Raw genomic sequence first — 15,602 nt, 5'->3', positions numbered from 1 at the left:
GACCGCCCCCGGCGGCACGGCAGCCGGCCCTCTGGACGGCGACCGGGCGGTGGACTAGCTTCGCCCGCCATGAGGCGCATGGGGAGCACGAGGGACAAGCGGGACATGAGGGACGCGCGAAACCTGCGGCGGGTGAGCAGGCTCACGGCGGCGGGAGTCGCGTGCGGCGCGGCGCTGGCCGCGCTGACCGTCCCGTCGGCCGCCGCGCTCGACCGGCATCAGGGCGTGCACTGGGCGGCGAAGGACCCCGGCACCCCGCAGGTCCGCTACCGGGGCCTGGCCGCCGTCGACCGGCACACCGCCTGGCTGGCCGGCACCGCCGGCACCGTGCTGCTCACCCGGGACGGCGGCACCTCCTGGCGCGATGTCTCGCCGCCCGGCGCGGCCGGACTGGAGTTCCGGGACGTCGAGGCGTTCGACGCGCGGCACGCGGTGGTCCTGGCCATCGGCGAGGGCGAGGCGTCCCGGGTGTACCGCACCGACGACGGCGGGGCGAGCTGGACGGAGTCCTTCCGCAACACCGACCCGGACGCGTTCTACGACTGCATGGCCTTCTTCGACCGCCGCCACGGCCTCGCCATGGGCGACCCCGTGGACGGGAGGTTCCGCATCCTGTCCACCAGCGACGGCGGCCGCTCCTGGCGGGTGCTGCCCCCGGCCGGGATGCCGCCCGCCCTGGACGGCGAGGCGGGCTTCGCGGCGAGCGGGCAGTGCCTGGTCACCTCCGGAGCCAGGGACGTCTGGCTGGCCACCGGCGGCGGCGCCCGCGCGCGGGTCCTGCACTCCGCCGACCGCGGTCTCACCTGGACCGCCGCCGACACTCCGGTGCCGGCCGGCGACCCGGCCCGCGGGGTCTTCGCGCTCGCCTTCCGCGACCGCGCCCACGGCCTCGCCGTCGGCGGCGACTACCGCGCCGACCAGCCCTCGCCGCAGGCCGCCGCCGTCACCAGGGACGGGGGCCGCACCTGGCAGCCGTCCGCCACACCCCCGCCCGCCTACCGCTCCGGCGCCGCCTGGCTCCCGCACAGCCGCGCCTCGGCGCTCGCCGTCGGCCCCACCGGCACCGACCTGACCACGGACGGCGGGCGCACCTGGCGCACCATCGGCACCGGTTCGTACGACACCGTCTCCTGCACCCCCGACCTCGGCTGCTGGGCGGCCGGCGAGCAGGGCAGGGTGGCCCGGCTGGAACGGTGAGGTAGGCGCGCCGACAGCCGGGTACTCGCGCCCCGAAGGCGTCGTACGGGCCCTTGGAGACCGCTCGTACGGGCCTTCGAGTCGAAAGGAGTGACCATGCCGGCCGGTTCCAGCCCCAAGCGCGAACGCCAGTACGAGCACATCAAGGAGAGCGCGCAGGACCGGGGCGAGAGCGCGGGACGCGCGAAGGAGATCGCCGCGCGGACCGTCAACAAGGAGCGCGCCCGGTCCGGCGAGTCCCGGACGGCGAGCCGCACCTCGACCCAGGACATGTCGTCGGGCAAGCGCGGCGGCCAGCGGTCGGGCAACCGGACCGGCCCCCAGGGCCCGACCCGCGACCAGCTGTACAACGAGGCGAAGCAGCGCGGCATCGAGGGCCGTTCGAACATGAACAAGGACCAGCTCCAGCGCGCGCTGAACGCCAAGAAGGGCTGACGGACGCGCGCCTCAGGCCGGGATCTGCCGGTACCGGGCCAGCTCCGGGACCGTCGTGGTGGCGATGAACTCCGTGATCCGGTAGGCGCACACCTCGCCGACGGTGTACGGATCGGCCGCGACGATCTCCTCGATGCGGGCGCGGTCCTCGGCGACGGCCAGGATCACCCCGCCGTCGCGCGGGTTCTTGCGCCCCGACGCCAGGAAGACGCCCTTGTCGAACTGCTCCGCCAGCCACGCCATGTGGTCGGCGTGCAGGGCGTTCACGGCGTCGAGCGGCGCGGTGTAGGTCAGCTCCAGTACGAACATGATCGCGAGCCTAACCCCGGGGGCGGGGCGGCCCGGGGCGGGCACGTACAGTCGGCCCTCATGACGACCGTAGGCATACCGGCGGGCTGGCCCGCCACGGAGGCGCAGGCCCGCGCGGTCCAGGACGAACTGCGCGGCCGGGTGGTGCTCGACGAGCCCGGACCGCCGCCGGGCACGGGCCGGGTGACCGGGGTCGACGTGGCCTACGACGACGAGCGCGACCTGGTCGCCGCCGCGGCCGTCGTCCTGGACGCCGCCACCCTGGAGGTCGTCGCCGAGTCGACCGCCGTCGGCCGGGTGTCCTTCCCGTACGTCCCCGGCCTGCTCGCCTTCCGCGAACTGCCCGCGGTCCTGGCCGCCCTGGAAGCCCTGCCCTGCGCGCCCGGCCTGGTGGTGTGCGACGGCTACGGCCTCGCCCACCCCCGCCGCTTCGGCCTGGCGAGCCATCTGGGCGTCGTCACCGGACTGCCCGCCATCGGCGTCGCCAAGAACCCCTTCACCTTCACGTACGACGAGCCCGCGCCCGCCCGCGGCAGCTCCGCACCGCTGCTCGCCGGGGCCGAGGAGGTCGGCCGCGCCCTTCGTACCCGCGACGGCGTCAAACCCGTCTTCGTCTCCGTCGGCCACCGGGTGTCCTTGGCCAATGCCCTCGCCCACACGCTGGCCCTCACCCCCGCCTACCGCCTCCCGGAGACCACCCGGCACGCGGACGGCCTGTGCCGCAGGGCGCTCAAGGAGGCGACGGCGGGCGGGCCCCCTCAGTCGTCGGCGAGCCGCCAGACACCGACTTCCTGGTACCCGGAGTCGTAGACGGGCGAGCCGTCACCCGGCTCCAGCGCGTAGTGGTGCAGATTGCCGCCCCAGTAGCGCAGGATCCGGCTCAGCTCGGCGGCACGCTCCTGCGCCGACGTGTTCTCGTCCACGGTCACTTCGAGCACGAACTTCACGGTCTTAGCGCCTCCTCGGGCTCCGGTGGGTCGCAAACGCCCCATCCTCGCACCGAGCCTCGGGACAAGACGCCCGCACCGGACGGTCCCGGTCACCGCTCGGCGGCCACCCGGAAGGTGATCCCGGCAGCCCGCAGCCGCTCCGTGAGCGCGTCGCCCATCGCCTGGACCGTCGTCACCTGGCCGGATGTCTTCGGCAGCTCGTCGAGGGCGAGGCAGAGCGCGGCCTCCGCGAACATCTTGGCGGTCTCGTCGTACCCGGGGTCGCCGCCCGCGACCTCCGTGTAGACGCGGCGACCCCCGCCCTCGCCGACGAAGCGGACCCTGAACCAGCTCCTGGCCCGCTTCTCCGCGCTGGGCCCCGCGCCGGGAGCGAGCCGGCCGGACAGCCAGTGGCGCACGGGCGGCAGCTGGGCGGCGGCCACCGCCGCCCCGACCGCGACCGCCCCGCCGAGCGCGACCGGCAGCCGGCGGACCGCCGCGAAGTGCCGGTAGCGGAAGTCGGGGCCGTAGCGGTCCAGGGCCCGCGCGGAACGGCTCACGATCCGCGGGTCGATGGTGGGCAGCGGCAGCGCCCACGCGCCGACCTCCCGGGCGAACCGCGGCGCCCCGGCCGGCGCGCTCACCCGGCGCCCGTACCGCCGCGGCTCGTGCCGGGCCCGGTCGCGGGCGGCGGCCAGCATCGCGCGCCCGCGCGCGAACTGGTCGAGCGCCGAGGCCAGCGTGCCACCGGAGAACGCCGCGTCGGCCGTGACATAGCCGTCCACGCGGAGCGGCACACCCTCCGGCAGATGTCTCACCGTGAAGTACACGCCCAGATCGTGCGGCACGGAGTCGAACCCACAGGCGTGCACCAGGCGCGCGCCGGTCTCCCGGGCGCGGGCGTCGTGCCGTACGTACATCAGGTCCACGAACTCCGGCTCGCCCGTCAGGTCCAGGTAGTCCGTCCCGGCGTCCGCGCAGGCGGCGACCAGCTCCTCGCCGTGCCGCAGATACGGCCCCACGGTCGTGGCCACCACCCGGGCCCGCTCGGCGAGTTCGCGCAGCTCGGCCGGCCGCCCTGTGTCGGCGCGCAGCACGCCGATGTCCGCGCCCGCGGGCAGCCGGTCCCGCAGCCGCCGCAGCTTCATCTCGTCGCGTCCGGCGATCGCCCAGCGCAGGCCCTGCGGCGCGTGCGCCGCCAGATACCGCGCCGTCAGGGTGCCGACGAAGCCCGTCGCCCCGTAGAGCACCACGTCGTAGGGACGGTCCAGCCCGTTCATGACCCACCTCGTCCGCTCATGCCACCCCTCGGTCGCGCAGCCCGCGCCGCTGTCGGTGGCCGAGGCTAGCGTGAGGAGAGCGCCCCGGAGGCGACCGGGTGATTTTCAGCCGGATGGACACTTGGCTAAGCGCTTGCTCGTTCAGGTCTTGTGCCGGATGGAACGCGTTCATAGCATCACCGGTGTTACATCAGTTGTGTCACACGCTTGGGGGACGGCATGAGCACGGCGGCACCAGCAGGGCGGGGCCCGCTCGGTGGCGTGCGCGTGGTGGAGCTGGCCGGCATCGGACCGGGCCCGTTCGCCGCCATGCTGCTCGCCGACCTCGGCGCCGACGTGGTCCGGGTGGACCGCCCCGGCGGCCCCGGCCTCGGCATCGACCCCGCCCACGACGTCACCAACCGCAACAAGCGCTCCGTCGTGGTCGACCTCAAGTCCCCGGACGGCGCCGCCCGCGTCCTGGATCTCGCCGAGCGCGCCGACATCCTCGTAGAGGGCTACCGGCCGGGCGTCGCCGAGCGCCTCGGCGTCGGCCCGGCCGACTGCCACGCCCGCAACCCCCGCCTGGTCTACGGCCGGATGACCGGCTGGGGCCAGGGCGGCCCCCTCGCCGAGCGCGCCGGCCACGACGTGTCGTACATCGCCCTCACCGGCGCCCTCGGCATGATCGGCCGCCCCGGCGAGCCCCCGGCCGTGCCCGCCAACCTCCTCGGGGACTACGCGGGCGGCTCGCTCTACCTGGTCGTCGGCGTCCTCGCCGCCCTGCACCACGCCCGCGCCACCGGCACCGGCCAGGTCGTGGACGCCGCCATCGTGGACGGCACCGCCCATCTGTCCGCGATGATCCACGGCATGCTGTCCGCCGGCGCCTGGCAGGACCGGCGCGGCGCCAACCTCCTGGACGGCGGCTGCCCCTACTACGGCACCTACGAGACCGCCGACGGCGGCTACATGGCGGTCGGCGCCCTGGAGGACCGGTTCTCGGCCGAGTTCCTGCGCCTGCTCGGCCTGGACGACCTCCAGAGCGCCCGCACCGACCTCACCAGGTGGCCGGAACTGCGCGCGGCCGTCACCGCCCGCTTCCGGGACCGCACCCGCGAGGAATGGACCGCCCTGTTCGCGGACTCCGACGCCTGCGTGGCCCCCGTACTGTCGCTGCGCGAGGCCCCGCACCACCCGCACCTGGCCGCCCGTGCCACCTTCACCGACCACGGCGGCATCACCCAGCCCGCCCCCGCACCCCGTTTCTCCGCCACCCCCACCACCGTCCGCACCGGACCCGCGCTGCCCGGCGCGGGCGCCGAGGCCGTGGCCCGGGACTGGGACATACCCGCGCTCACCGGAGACGACCGGCCGACCCCGGCCGCCGACTGAGCCCGCCCACCCATCCGCTGCGCAACCGAACCGCTCGGCCGACCCTCCCGAAAGGCATCCCAGTGAGCACCGAAGCGTACGTGTACGACGCGATCCGCACCCCGCGCGGCCGAGGCAAGGCGAACGGCGCCCTGCACGGCACCAAGCCCATCGACCTGGTCGTCGGCCTCATCCACGAGATCCGCGACCGCTTCCCGAACCTGGACCCGGCCGCCGTCGACGACATCGTGCTCGGCGTCGTCGGCCCCGTCGGCGACCAGGGCTCCGACATCGCCCGTATCGCCGCGATCGCCGCCGGGCTGCCGGACACCGTCGCGGGCGTGCAGGAGAACCGCTTCTGTGCCTCGGGCCTCGAGGCCGTCAACCTGGCCGCCGCCAAGATCCGCTCCGGCTGGGAGGACCTGGTCCTCGCGGGCGGCGTGGAGTCGATGTCCCGCGTCCCGATGGGCTCCGACGGCGGCGCCTGGTTCAACGACCCGATGACCAACCTCGACGTCAACTTCGTGCCGCAGGGCATCGGCGCCGACCTGATCGCCACCATCGGCGGCTTCACCCGCCGGGACGTGGACGAGTTCGCGGCGCTCTCCCAGGAGCGCGCCGTCAACGCCTGGAAGGAGGGCCGCTTCGCCCGCTCCGTGGTCCCCGTCAAGGACCGCGCCGGGCTGGTCGTCCTCGACCGCGACGAGCACCCGCGCCCCGGCACCACCGCCGACACCCTGGCCAAGCTCAAGCCGTCCTTCGCCGACATCGGCGAACTCGGTGGTTTCGACGCCGTGGCGCTGCAGAAGTACCACTGGGTGGAGAAGATCGACCACGTCCACCACGCGGGCAACTCCTCCGGCATCGTGGACGGCGCCTCGCTCGTCGCGATCGGCTCCAAGGAGGTCGGCGAGCGCTACGGCCTCACCCCGCGCGCGCGGATCGTCTCGGCCGCCGTCTCCGGCTCCGAGCCCACCATCATGCTCACCGGCCCCGCCCCCGCCACCCGCAAGGCCCTCGCCAAGGCCGGCCTCACCATCGACGACATCGACCTGGTCGAGATCAACGAGGCGTTCGCCGCCGTCGTGCTGCGCTTCATCGACGAGATGGGCCTGCCGCTGGAGAAGGTCAACGTCAACGGCGGCGCCATCGCGCTGGGCCACCCGCTCGGCGCGACCGGCGCCATGCTCGTCGGCATGCTCGTGGACGAACTGGAGCGCCAGGACAAGCGCTACGGCCTCGTCACCCTGTGCGTGGGCGGCGGCATGGGCATCGCCACCGTCATCGAGCGCATCTGAACTCCCCGCGGAACCAAGCGACTTCAACGGAGACGACTGTCATGACCGAGAGCACCACCATCCGCTGGGAGCAGGACGACACCGGTGTCGTCACCCTGGTCCTGGACGACCCGAACCAGTCCGCGAACACCATGAACCAGGCGTTCAAGACGTCCATCGAGGCGATCGCGGACCGCGCCGTGGCCGAGAAGGACTCCATCCGGGGCATCATCTACACCTCCGCCAAGAAGACCTTCTTCGCGGGCGGCGACCTCAAGGAGATGATCAAGGCCGGTCCCGAGGACGCCCAGGCCGTCTTCGACACCGCGACCGCGATCAAGAACGCGCTGCGCCGCATCGAGACCCTCGGCAAGCCGGTCGTCGCCGCCATCAACGGCGCGGCCCTGGGCGGCGGTTACGAGATCGCCCTCGCCTCCCACCACCGCGTCGCGCTGGACGCCCCCGGCTCCAAGATCGGCCTGCCCGAGGTCACCCTCGGCCTGCTGCCCGCGGGCGGCGGTGTCACCCGTACCGTGCGCCTGATGGGCATCACCGACGCCCTGCTCAAGGTGCTGCTCCAGGGCACCCAGTACAACCCGCGGCGCGCCCTGGAGAACGGGCTGATCCACGAGGTGGCGAAGACACCGGAGGAGATGCTGGCCAAGGCCCGCGCCTTCATCGACGAGCACCCCGAGTCCCAGCAGCCCTGGGACGTCCCGGGCTACCGGATCCCGGGCGGCACCCCGGCCCACCCGAAGTTCGCCGCCAACCTGCCCGCCTTCCCGGCCAACCTGCGCAAGCAGACGAACGGCGCGCCCTACCCGGCCCCCCGCAACATCATGGCCGCGGCGGTCGAGGGCTCCCAGGTCGACTTCGAGAACGCGATCACCATCGAGACCCGCTACTTCACCGAGCTGGTCACCGGGCAGACCGCGAAGAACATGATCCAGGCGTTCTTCTTCGACCTCCAGGCCGTCAACTCCGGCGCCAACCGGCCCAAGGGCATCGAGTCCCGCGAGGTCCGCAAGGTGGCCGTGCTCGGCGCCGGCATGATGGGCGCGGGCATCGCCTACTCGTGCGCCCGCGCGGGCATCGACGTCGTCCTCAAGGACGTCTCCCTGGAAGCCGCGCTCAAGGGCAAGGACTACTCCGAGAAGCTGTGCGCCAAGGCCGTCTCCCGGGGCCGTACCACCCAGGAGAAGGCGGACGCGCTGCTCGCCCGGATCACGCCCACCGGGGACGCCGCCGACGTGGCCGGCTGCGACGCGGTGATCGAGGCCGTCTTCGAGGACACCGCGCTCAAGCACAAGGTGTTCCAGGAGATCGAGTCCGTTCTCGCGCCCGACGCGCTGCTGTGCTCCAACACCTCCACCCTGCCCATCACCACCCTCGCCGAGGGCGTCGAGCGCCAGGCCGACTTCATCGGCCTGCACTTCTTCTCGCCCGTCGACAAGATGCCGCTGGTCGAGATCATCAAGGGCGAGCGCACCGGCGACGAGGCCCTCGCCCGCGCCTTCGACCTGGTCCGGCAGATCGACAAGACGCCGATCGTCGTCAACGACTCGCGCGGCTTCTTCACCTCCCGGGTGATCGGCCAGTTCATCAACGAGGGCGTCGCCATGGTCGGCGAGGGCATCGAGCCCGCCTCCATCGAGCAGGCCGCCGCCCAGGCCGGCTACCCGGCCAAGGTGCTCTCCCTGATGGACGAGCTGACCCTCACCCTCCCGCGCAAGATCCGCGACGAGACGAAGCGGGCCGTCGAGGAGGCCGGCGGCACCTGGACCACGCACCCGGCCGACGGCGTCATCGACCGCATGGTCGACGAGTTCGGGCGCCCCGGCCGCAGCGGCGGCGCCGGCTTCTACGACTACGCGGAGGACGGCAAGCGCGCCGGACTCTGGCCGGGCCTGCGCGAGCACTTCACCAAGACCGGGTACGAGATCCCGTTCGAGGACATGCGGGAGCGGATGCTCTTCGCCGAGGCGCTGGACACCGTGCGCCTGGTGGAGGAGGGCGTGCTGACCTCCGTGGCCGACGCCAACATCGGCTCCATCCTCGGCATCGGCTTCCCGGCCTGGACCGGCGGCGTGCTCCAGTACATCAACGGCTACCAGGGCGGCCTGCCCGGCTTCGTGGCCCGCGCCCGGGAACTCGCCGGGACCTACGGCGAGCGGTTCGAGCCGCCGGCGCTGCTGGTGGAGAAGGCGGACAAGGGCGAGCCCTTCACGGACTCAGCCGCCTGACGGTCCCTCGCCGCTGAGCAGCTCGCTCAGCTCCTCGCGCAGCGAACGCTGGAAGGTGGTCAGCAGCGCCTGCACCACCAGCGGGTGGATGTGCGCGGACAGGTCCCGCACATCGCGGGTGTCCCGCTCGGCCACCTCGCCGCGGAAGAGCCGGGCGAGCTCACGGGCCGCGGCGCGCGAGTGCTCCATGAGCACCTCGCGCGCCGCGAGGACCGTGCCCTGGGACAACGGCACGTCCAGCAGTTCGAGGCCGAGCCGCAGCAGCCCGGTGTCGACCCGGAAGCCGTCGTCCGCCCCGCCGTCCGCCGCGTCGGTGCCGCTCGCCTCCCGGGTGATCAGGACCCCGGCCGCCGCGAGGCGCTCCAGCTCCTCGTCGGCCAGCACCCGTCCGGCCCGCCGGTCCAGCTCGGCACGCGAGAGGGTCTCCACGGAGTCCGGCACCCAGGAGGCGACCACGGCCCGGTGGATGGCCAGGTCGTAGGCGGACAGATCGGAGGGCAGCTGCCCCAGGTACCGCTCGATCGCCGCCAGCGTCATCCCCTGGCGCTGCAACTCCTCGATCAACGCCAGCCGCGCCAGGTGCCGCGCACCGTACCGGCCCACCCGCCGCGGTCCGATCACCGGCGGCGGCAGCAGCCCCTTGCTCCCGTAGAAGCGCACGGTCCGCACCGTCACTCCCGCCCGTGCGGCCAGCTCGTCGACGGTGAGGCTCATCTCCCCGGCATCGGTCGTCATGTGCAGCAGTATCGCTGTCACACCACTGCTGTGAAACCCGTCGGGGCGCCGGGTACGCGCCGTGGTGAACATCATGTGGACGCTGAGAAGATCGTGTGAGAAGCAACGCTCTGTGACGTAGGACACCGCGTAATGCCCAGCGTGTCTGGGAAGCTGCTGGCTTGGTCTGTGCCGCGACTCATCGGGTGGTGCGGGCCAAGCCCTGCACGACCCCCGGGCCCAGGCCCGGGCGCACCAGGAAGTGGTACCACCCGTGAGCAAGGACGCCGTGGAATCGGCACAGCCCGCACCTGCGCAGGCGGCCCAGACGCCCGCCGACGCGGGCGACGCCGGCTACAGCAAGGACCTCAAGGCCCGCCACGTCAACATGATCGCCATCGGCGGCGCCATCGGAACCGGCCTGTTCCTCGGCGCCGGAGGGCGCCTGCACAACGCGGGCCCCGCGCTCGCCCTGGCCTACCTGGTCTGCGGCATCTTCGCCTTCTTCGTGGTGCGCGCCCTGGGCGAGCTGGTCCTGTACCGGCCCTCCTCCGGGTCCTTCGTGTCGTACGCGCGTGAGTTCCTCGGCGAGAAGGGCGCCTATGTCGCCGGCTGGATGTACTTCCTGAACTGGTCGACCACCGGTATCGCCGACATCACCGCGATCGCGCTCTACACGCACTACTGGAGCTTCTTCACGCCCATCCCGCAGTGGGTGCTGGCGCTGATCGCGCTCGCCGTGGTGCTCACCGTGAACCTGATCTCGGTGAAGATCTTCGGTGAGATGGAGTTCTGGTTCGCGATCATCAAGGTCGCCACCCTGGTGGGCTTCATGCTCATCGGCATCTTCCTGCTGTCCACCCAGCACCATGTCGACGGCTACACGCCGGGCCTGAGCCTCATCAGCGACCACGGCGGCATCCTCCCGCACGGCATGATGCCGGTCGTCCTCGTGATGCAGGGCGTGATCTTCGCGTACGCGGCCCTGGAGCTGGTCGGCGTCGCCGCCGGCGAGACCGAGGAGCCGGAGAAGATCGTCCCGCGCGCGGTGAACTCGATCATGTGGCGCGTGGGCCTGTTCTACGTCGGCTCGGTCGTCCTGCTCGCGCTGCTGCTGCCCAGCTCGGTGTACTCCGCCGACCAGAGCCCCTTCGTGACCGTCCTGTCCAAGATCGGCATTCCCGCGGCCGGCGACGTGATGAACCTCGTGGTCCTCACCGCCGCCATGTCCTCGCTGAACTCCGGCCTGTACTCCACCGGCCGCATCCTGCGCTCCATGGCGATGTCGGGTTCCGCGCCCAAGTTCACCCGGGTGATGAGCCGCAGCCAGGTGCCCTACGGCGGCATCCTGCTGACCTGCGGCATCTGCGTCCTCGGCGTCGGCCTGAACTACCTCGTGCCCAGCCAGGCCTTCGAGATCGTGCTGAACGTCGCCTCGCTCGGCATCATCAGCACCTGGGTGATCATCATGATCTGCCACGCGATCTTCGTGCGCCGCGCCCGCGCGGGCCTGGTGACCCGGCCGCACTTCCAGCTGAAGTTCTCCCCGGTCACCGAGATCGCCACGATCGTCTTCCTGCTGGTCTGCCTCGGCATGATGTGGGACGACCACGAGGTCGGCCGCAAGACCCTGCTGCTCATCCCGGTGATCGCCATCATGCTCGTCGCGGGCTGGTTCGGCGTCCGGCGCCGGGTGAACACGGACCTCGACCAGCAGCCGACCCAGCCGGCGAAGTAGCGGCCGGGCGCCACTGTCAGTGGCAGCCCCTACGGTGGCGTCATGCCGGAGAACACACTCGTCCGGGGTGACGCCACCACTCCGTCGGGCGAGGGCCAGAAGACCATCACCCATGTCTGCGACGACATCGGCGGCTGGGGCGACCTCGGCGCCTCCGTGCACACGCCGCCCCGCGCAGGCTGCGGCCTGGCCGGTGGCGAGTGGTCCCGTGTCGAGCCGCTCGTCACGGAGCGGCTGATCCGGCGGGGGATACCGGTGACGGTGTACGACCACGGGGACTGAGTCGGCCTGCTGCGCGGGGCGCCCAGGGGCGACGGCTCCGGCGACGGCCTGTCCGGTCGGCCGCGAGCGGTGGGCCGGGCCCGCTCCCGCCCGGTCCGTCACGCCCTCCCGCCCCGTCACGCGCGCGCGATGAGCCGGGAGGGCGGACAGCCTCAGGCCGTCCGGGCGGCCCCGGTGCGGAGGGTCAGCGGTCGTGGCCGCCGTGCGCGGCCTCGACGGCCTTCCAGGACTTCGGCTGCGCGAGCGGCGTACCGGCGGCCGCGAACCCGCGCGCCGCCGACCCCGTCGGCTTCACCGGCTGGTAGAGCCAGGCGTCGAAGAGCCCCGCGAGAGGTTTGCCCGAGATCTGCTCGGCGTACTTCTCGAAGTCGGCCACGGACGCGTTGCCGTAGGCGTGCGCCTTCGGCCAGCCCTTCAGGATGCGGAAGAAGGCGCGGTCGCCCACCCTGTCGCGCAGCGCCTGGATCGCGGCCGCGCCCCGGTCGTACACGGCGTCGTCGAACTGGTCGTCCGGACCGGGATCGCCCGGCGCGACCTTCCAGAACGGGTCGTCGGCCGGATGCGCGGAGTACACCTGGTCGGCGAGCTGCCGCGTCGTGCCCTGGCCCTCGTGCTCCGACCACAGCCACTGCGCGTACGTCGCGAAGCCCTCGTTGAGCCAGATGTCCTTCCAGCCCTTCAGCGACACGTCGTCGCCGTACCACTGGTGGGCCAGCTCGTGCACGACCACCAAGGGGTTGGCGCCCTTCGCGAACTGCTTGGGGCTGTAGTAGACGCGGGTCTGGGTCTCCAGCGCGTACCCGGTCGTCGTGTTCGGGACATAACCACCCGCCGTGGCGAACGGATACGGCCCGAAATAGTTGCTCAGCCAGTCGACGATCTCCCCGGTGCGCTCCACGCTCGCCCGCGCCGCCGCGTCCCCGGCGCCCAGGTCCTTGCTGTAGGCGTTGATCACCGGCACCCCGTGCCCGGACCGGCTCCTGGTGATGTCGAACCTGCCGACCGCGAGCGTGGCCAGATAGGTCGCCTGCGGCCGGTCCTGCCGCCAGGAGTAGCTGGTCCAGCCCCGCTTCGAGGAGACCGAGCGCAGCGCCCCGTTGGAGATCGCCTGGGTGCCCTCCGGCACGCTGACCGAGACGTCGTACGTCGCCTTGTCGCTCGGGTGGTCGTTGCTCGGGAACCACCACCACGCCGACTCCGGCTCGTCCGCCGCGACCGCGCCGTCCGGTGTGCGGTGCCAGGTGGTGAAGCCGTAGGCGCTCTTCGTGGACGGCACCCCGCGGTAACGGACCTCCACCGTGATCGGCGTGCCCTTCGCCAGCGGCCGCTTCGGCGTGATCACCAGTTCATGCTGCTCGGCATGGGTGAAGGACGCCTTCACGCCGTTGACCCGCACCTCGCTCACGTCCAGCAGGAAGTCCAGGTCGAAACTGGACAGATCCTGGGTGGTCCGCGCCCTGATCGTCGCGGTGCCCCGCAACTCGTCCGTCTTCGGCTGGTAGCGCAGCCGCAGGCCGTAGTGCGAGACGTCGTAACCGCCGTTGCCGTAGTACGGGTAGTAGGGGTCGCCGATGCCCGGCGCGCCGGGGGAGTAGCTCGCGGCCGATGCCGGGATCGCCAGCAGGAGGGAGGCCGCCGCCAGTGCGCCGGGCGCGATGATTCTGCGGTGCACGTCAGCTCCAAGTCGTGGGGACTGCGGGTGAGTTCACGAGACTGTCCGGAGCCTATTCACCCCCTGTGCCCCTTGCCCTGTCCATGACCCCTGCTGTCACACGATCGCCATTCGGCCGCAATCAGCCACCCGGGTGCCGTAACGCACTCTTCTTTACGGCAGTTGACAGGACTATCGTCCGCGCATGCCGAAGAGCACATCTGTCCGAGCGCCCCTGCGCACGCGCCTCACCCTCTGGAGAGCGCTCGCCACGGCGGCCGTCGCCGCCCTGCTGGCCACCTTCCTCACCCCGGCCGCCGCCCAGGCCGCGCCGCCCCGCGAGAGCGCCCCCGTCTACTCCTACGCCCACGCCGTCCGCGAGTCCGTGTGGGTGGACACCGGCCTCGACGAGGACGGCGACGGCAGGCCCGACCGCGTCGCCGCCGACATCGTCCGCCCCGCCGAACCGGCCCGCGAGGGCCGCAAGGTGCCGGTCATCATGGACGCGAGCCCCTACTACTCCTGCTGCGGGCGCGGCAACGAGAACCAGGTCAAGACGTACGACGCGAGCGGCCATGTCGTCCAGATGCCGCTGTTCTACGACAACTACTTCGTGCCCCGCGGCTACGCCTTCGTCGGCGTCGACCTGGCCGGCACCGACCGCTCCGACGGCTGCGTCGACGTCGGCGGCCGCTCCGACGTGCAGTCCGCGAAGGCCGTGATCGACTGGCTCAACGGCCGCGCCACCGCCTACACCAGCCGCACCGGGACACACACCGTCAAGGCCACCTGGACCAACGGCAGAACCGGCATGATCGGCAAGAGCTGGGACGGCACCATCGCCAACGGCGTCGCCGCCACCGGCGTCAAGGGCCTGAAGACCATCGTGCCGATCAGCGCCATCTCCTCCTGGTACGACTACTACTTCGCCCAGGGCGCCCCGCTCTACGACGGCGGCCCCGCCGACCTCGCCGGATACGTCGAGAGCGACGCGGCCGGGGCCCACTGCGCCGCCGAGCAGAAGAAACTCACCGACGGCAGCCCGCGCAGCGGCGACTGGACCCCGCTGTGGACCGAGCGGGACTACGTCAAGGACGCGGCCAAGGTGCGCGCCAGCGTCTTCGTGGCGCAGGGCATGCAGGACCTCAACGTCCGCACCAAGCACTTCGGCCAGTGGTGGGACGCCCTGGCGAGGAACGGGGTCGAGCGCAAGCTGTGGCTCTCCCAGACCGGCCATGTCGACCCCTTCGACTACCGGCGCGGCGCCTGGGTCGACACCCTGCACCGCTGGTTCGACCATGAACTCCTCGGCTACGACAACGGCATCGACCGCGAGCCGGTGGCCGACGTCGAACGCCACCCCGATCAGTGGGTCACCTCCGCCACCTGGCCGCCCGCCGGCACCCGCGCCACCACCCTGCGCCCGGCCCCCGGCACCACGCCCGGCGTCGGCACCCTCGGCCTGCGCCGCGCCACCGGCACCGAGACCTTCACCGACGACCCCAAGCTCGGCGAGACCGACTGGGCCGCCCATCTCACCACGTCCACACCCGAGAAGACCGGCTTCCTCACCGCGCCCCTCACCGAGGACCTGCGCCTGTCCGGGATGTCCCGGGTGACGGTCACCGCGACCCCGACCACCGCCTCGGCCCATCTCTCCGCCGTGCTCGTCGACGTCGGCCCGGACACCATCCGCGACTACGCCGACGAGGCCGAGGGCATCACCACCCTGAAGGACCGCACCTGCTGGGGCGCGAGCACGGCCGGCGACAGCGCCTGCTACCTGGAGACCGCCGCGAAGACGGCCAAGGTCGACTACACGGTCCTCAGCCGCGGCTGGGCCGACCTCGGCCACTACGCCTCCCTCACCAAGGGCGTCCCCCTCACCCCGGGCAGGTCCTACACGATGACCCTCACCCTGGCCGCCACCGACCACGTCGTCCCCAAGGGCCACCGCCTCGCCCTGATCATCGCGGGCACGGACCACGACCTCATCGACCCGCCGGCCACCAAGCCGGCGGTGACGGTCCACCTGGGCGGCACCTCGGCCCGGTTGCCGCTGGTGGGCGGCGCGCAGGCGTTCGCCCGCGCGACATCCGGTACGACCGCGAAGTCCCCGGCGCCGCAGCAGCTGACGGGCCTGCGCGCACCGCGTACGGCCACGCGGATTCCGGCGGGCTGACCGCGATCGCGG

The 15,602-nt window shown here is 72.4% G+C and carries 14 protein-coding genes; 9 read left to right on the top strand and 5 right to left on the bottom strand.

Annotation, left to right across the window (positions count from 1 at the left end; translation table 11 throughout):
- Positions 1-105 precede the first annotated feature (105 nt).
- Positions 106-1,197, top strand: a complete 1,092-nt coding sequence (locus tag QHG49_RS06195) for an oxidoreductase (RefSeq protein ID WP_301487668.1) — start codon at positions 106-108, stop codon at positions 1,195-1,197.
- A gap of 96 nt (positions 1,198-1,293) precedes the next feature.
- The gene (locus QHG49_RS06190; protein WP_145489989.1) at positions 1,294-1,632 is read left to right on the top strand and encodes a plasmid stabilization protein; all 339 of its coding nucleotides are present in this window, start codon (positions 1,294-1,296) and stop codon (positions 1,630-1,632) included.
- Between the two features lie 12 nt (positions 1,633-1,644).
- Here QHG49_RS06190 and QHG49_RS06185 read toward each other — a convergent pair whose 3' ends face one another.
- The gene (locus QHG49_RS06185; RefSeq protein ID WP_159706511.1) at positions 1,645-1,941 is read right to left on the bottom strand and encodes a YciI family protein; all 297 of its coding nucleotides are present in this window, start codon (positions 1,939-1,941) and stop codon (positions 1,645-1,647) included.
- Positions 1,942-2,001: 60 nt separating this feature from the next.
- Between QHG49_RS06185 and QHG49_RS06180 the strand changes: the two genes are divergently transcribed.
- The gene (locus tag QHG49_RS06180; RefSeq protein WP_159706512.1) at positions 2,002-2,751 is read left to right on the top strand and encodes an endonuclease V; all 750 of its coding nucleotides are present in this window, start codon (positions 2,002-2,004) and stop codon (positions 2,749-2,751) included.
- On the opposite strand, the gene QHG49_RS06175 is transcribed toward QHG49_RS06180, so the two are convergent.
- Positions 2,700-2,888, bottom strand: a complete 189-nt coding sequence (locus tag QHG49_RS06175) for a hypothetical protein (RefSeq protein WP_301487662.1) — start codon at positions 2,886-2,888, stop codon at positions 2,700-2,702. The two genes, QHG49_RS06180 and QHG49_RS06175, sit on opposite strands and share 52 nt — an antisense overlap.
- A gap of 92 nt (positions 2,889-2,980) precedes the next feature.
- Entirely contained in the window at positions 2,981-4,150 is a 1,170-nt protein-coding gene (locus QHG49_RS06170) for a trans-acting enoyl reductase family protein (RefSeq protein ID WP_301487660.1), read from the bottom strand.
- Between the two features lie 219 nt (positions 4,151-4,369).
- On the opposite strand from QHG49_RS06170, the gene QHG49_RS06165 reads away from it, so the two are divergent.
- The 3 genes from QHG49_RS06165 to QHG49_RS06155 all read left to right on the top strand — a co-directional run bounded on the left by QHG49_RS06165 (position 4,370) and on the right by QHG49_RS06155 (position 9,023).
- On the top strand, positions 4,370-5,524 hold the full coding sequence (locus QHG49_RS06165) for a CaiB/BaiF CoA-transferase family protein (RefSeq protein WP_301487659.1): 1,155 nt from the start codon (positions 4,370-4,372) through the stop codon (positions 5,522-5,524).
- Between the two features lie 62 nt (positions 5,525-5,586).
- Entirely contained in the window at positions 5,587-6,801 is a 1,215-nt protein-coding gene (locus QHG49_RS06160) for an acetyl-CoA C-acetyltransferase (RefSeq protein WP_145490006.1), read from the top strand.
- Between the two features lie 41 nt (positions 6,802-6,842).
- On the top strand, positions 6,843-9,023 hold the full coding sequence (locus QHG49_RS06155) for a 3-hydroxyacyl-CoA dehydrogenase NAD-binding domain-containing protein (protein WP_159706516.1): 2,181 nt from the start codon (positions 6,843-6,845) through the stop codon (positions 9,021-9,023).
- On the opposite strand, the gene QHG49_RS06150 is transcribed toward QHG49_RS06155, so the two are convergent.
- The gene (locus QHG49_RS06150; RefSeq protein ID WP_159706517.1) at positions 9,012-9,758 is read right to left on the bottom strand and encodes a MerR family transcriptional regulator; all 747 of its coding nucleotides are present in this window, start codon (positions 9,756-9,758) and stop codon (positions 9,012-9,014) included. The two genes, QHG49_RS06155 and QHG49_RS06150, sit on opposite strands and share 12 nt — an antisense overlap.
- A 253-nt stretch (positions 9,759-10,011) precedes the next feature.
- On the opposite strand from QHG49_RS06150, the gene QHG49_RS06145 reads away from it, so the two are divergent.
- Both QHG49_RS06145 and QHG49_RS06140 read left to right on the top strand, forming a co-directional pair.
- Positions 10,012-11,475, top strand: a complete 1,464-nt coding sequence (locus QHG49_RS06145; protein ID WP_301487654.1) for an amino acid permease — start codon at positions 10,012-10,014, stop codon at positions 11,473-11,475.
- Positions 11,476-11,517: 42 nt separating this feature from the next.
- Positions 11,518-11,757: a hypothetical protein gene (locus tag QHG49_RS06140; protein ID WP_301487652.1), complete on the top strand. Its 240-nt coding sequence runs from the start codon at positions 11,518-11,520 to the stop codon at positions 11,755-11,757.
- Positions 11,758-11,941: 184 nt separating this feature from the next.
- On the opposite strand, the gene QHG49_RS06135 is transcribed toward QHG49_RS06140, so the two are convergent.
- On the bottom strand, positions 11,942-13,429 hold the full coding sequence (locus tag QHG49_RS06135; RefSeq protein ID WP_301487651.1) for a M1 family metallopeptidase: 1,488 nt from the start codon (positions 13,427-13,429) through the stop codon (positions 11,942-11,944).
- A gap of 184 nt (positions 13,430-13,613) precedes the next feature.
- Here QHG49_RS06135 and QHG49_RS06130 point away from each other — a divergent pair, with 184 nt between their 5' ends.
- Positions 13,614-15,590 carry a Xaa-Pro dipeptidyl-peptidase gene (locus tag QHG49_RS06130; RefSeq protein WP_301487649.1) on the top strand — a complete coding sequence of 659 codons (1,977 nt, stop codon included), beginning with the start codon at positions 13,614-13,616 and terminating at the stop codon, positions 15,588-15,590.
- Positions 15,591-15,602 lie beyond the last annotated feature (12 nt).

Origin of the sequence: Streptomyces sp. WP-1, assembly GCF_030450125.1 — a bacterium.
Lineage (GTDB): Bacteria > Actinomycetota > Actinomycetes > Streptomycetales > Streptomycetaceae > Streptomyces > Streptomyces incarnatus.
The sequence above is the reverse complement of the archived record's forward strand: the minus strand, read 5'-3'. Positions and strand labels throughout refer to the sequence as shown.

Bases quoted from the DNA above. Each gene is read 5' to 3' on its own strand.
- QHG49_RS06140 (WP_301487652.1), top strand. From the start codon at position 11,518: ATGCCGGAGAACACACTCGTCCGGGGTGACGCCACCACTCCGTCGGGC.
- QHG49_RS06195 (WP_301487668.1), top strand. From the start codon at position 106: ATGAGGGACGCGCGAAACCTGCGGCGGGTGAGCAGGCTCACGGCGGCG.
- QHG49_RS06190 (WP_145489989.1), top strand. From the start codon at position 1,294: ATGCCGGCCGGTTCCAGCCCCAAGCGCGAACGCCAGTACGAGCACATC.
- QHG49_RS06130 (WP_301487649.1), top strand. From the start codon at position 13,614: ATGCCGAAGAGCACATCTGTCCGAGCGCCCCTGCGCACGCGCCTCACC.
- QHG49_RS06165 (WP_301487659.1), top strand. From the start codon at position 4,370: ATGAGCACGGCGGCACCAGCAGGGCGGGGCCCGCTCGGTGGCGTGCGC.
- QHG49_RS06150 (WP_159706517.1), bottom strand. From the start codon at position 9,758: ATGACGACCGATGCCGGGGAGATGAGCCTCACCGTCGACGAGCTGGCC.
- QHG49_RS06155 (WP_159706516.1), top strand. From the start codon at position 6,843: ATGACCGAGAGCACCACCATCCGCTGGGAGCAGGACGACACCGGTGTC.
- QHG49_RS06170 (WP_301487660.1), bottom strand. From the start codon at position 4,150: ATGAACGGGCTGGACCGTCCCTACGACGTGGTGCTCTACGGGGCGACG.
- QHG49_RS06185 (WP_159706511.1), bottom strand. From the start codon at position 1,941: ATGTTCGTACTGGAGCTGACCTACACCGCGCCGCTCGACGCCGTGAAC.
- QHG49_RS06180 (WP_159706512.1), top strand. From the start codon at position 2,002: ATGACGACCGTAGGCATACCGGCGGGCTGGCCCGCCACGGAGGCGCAG.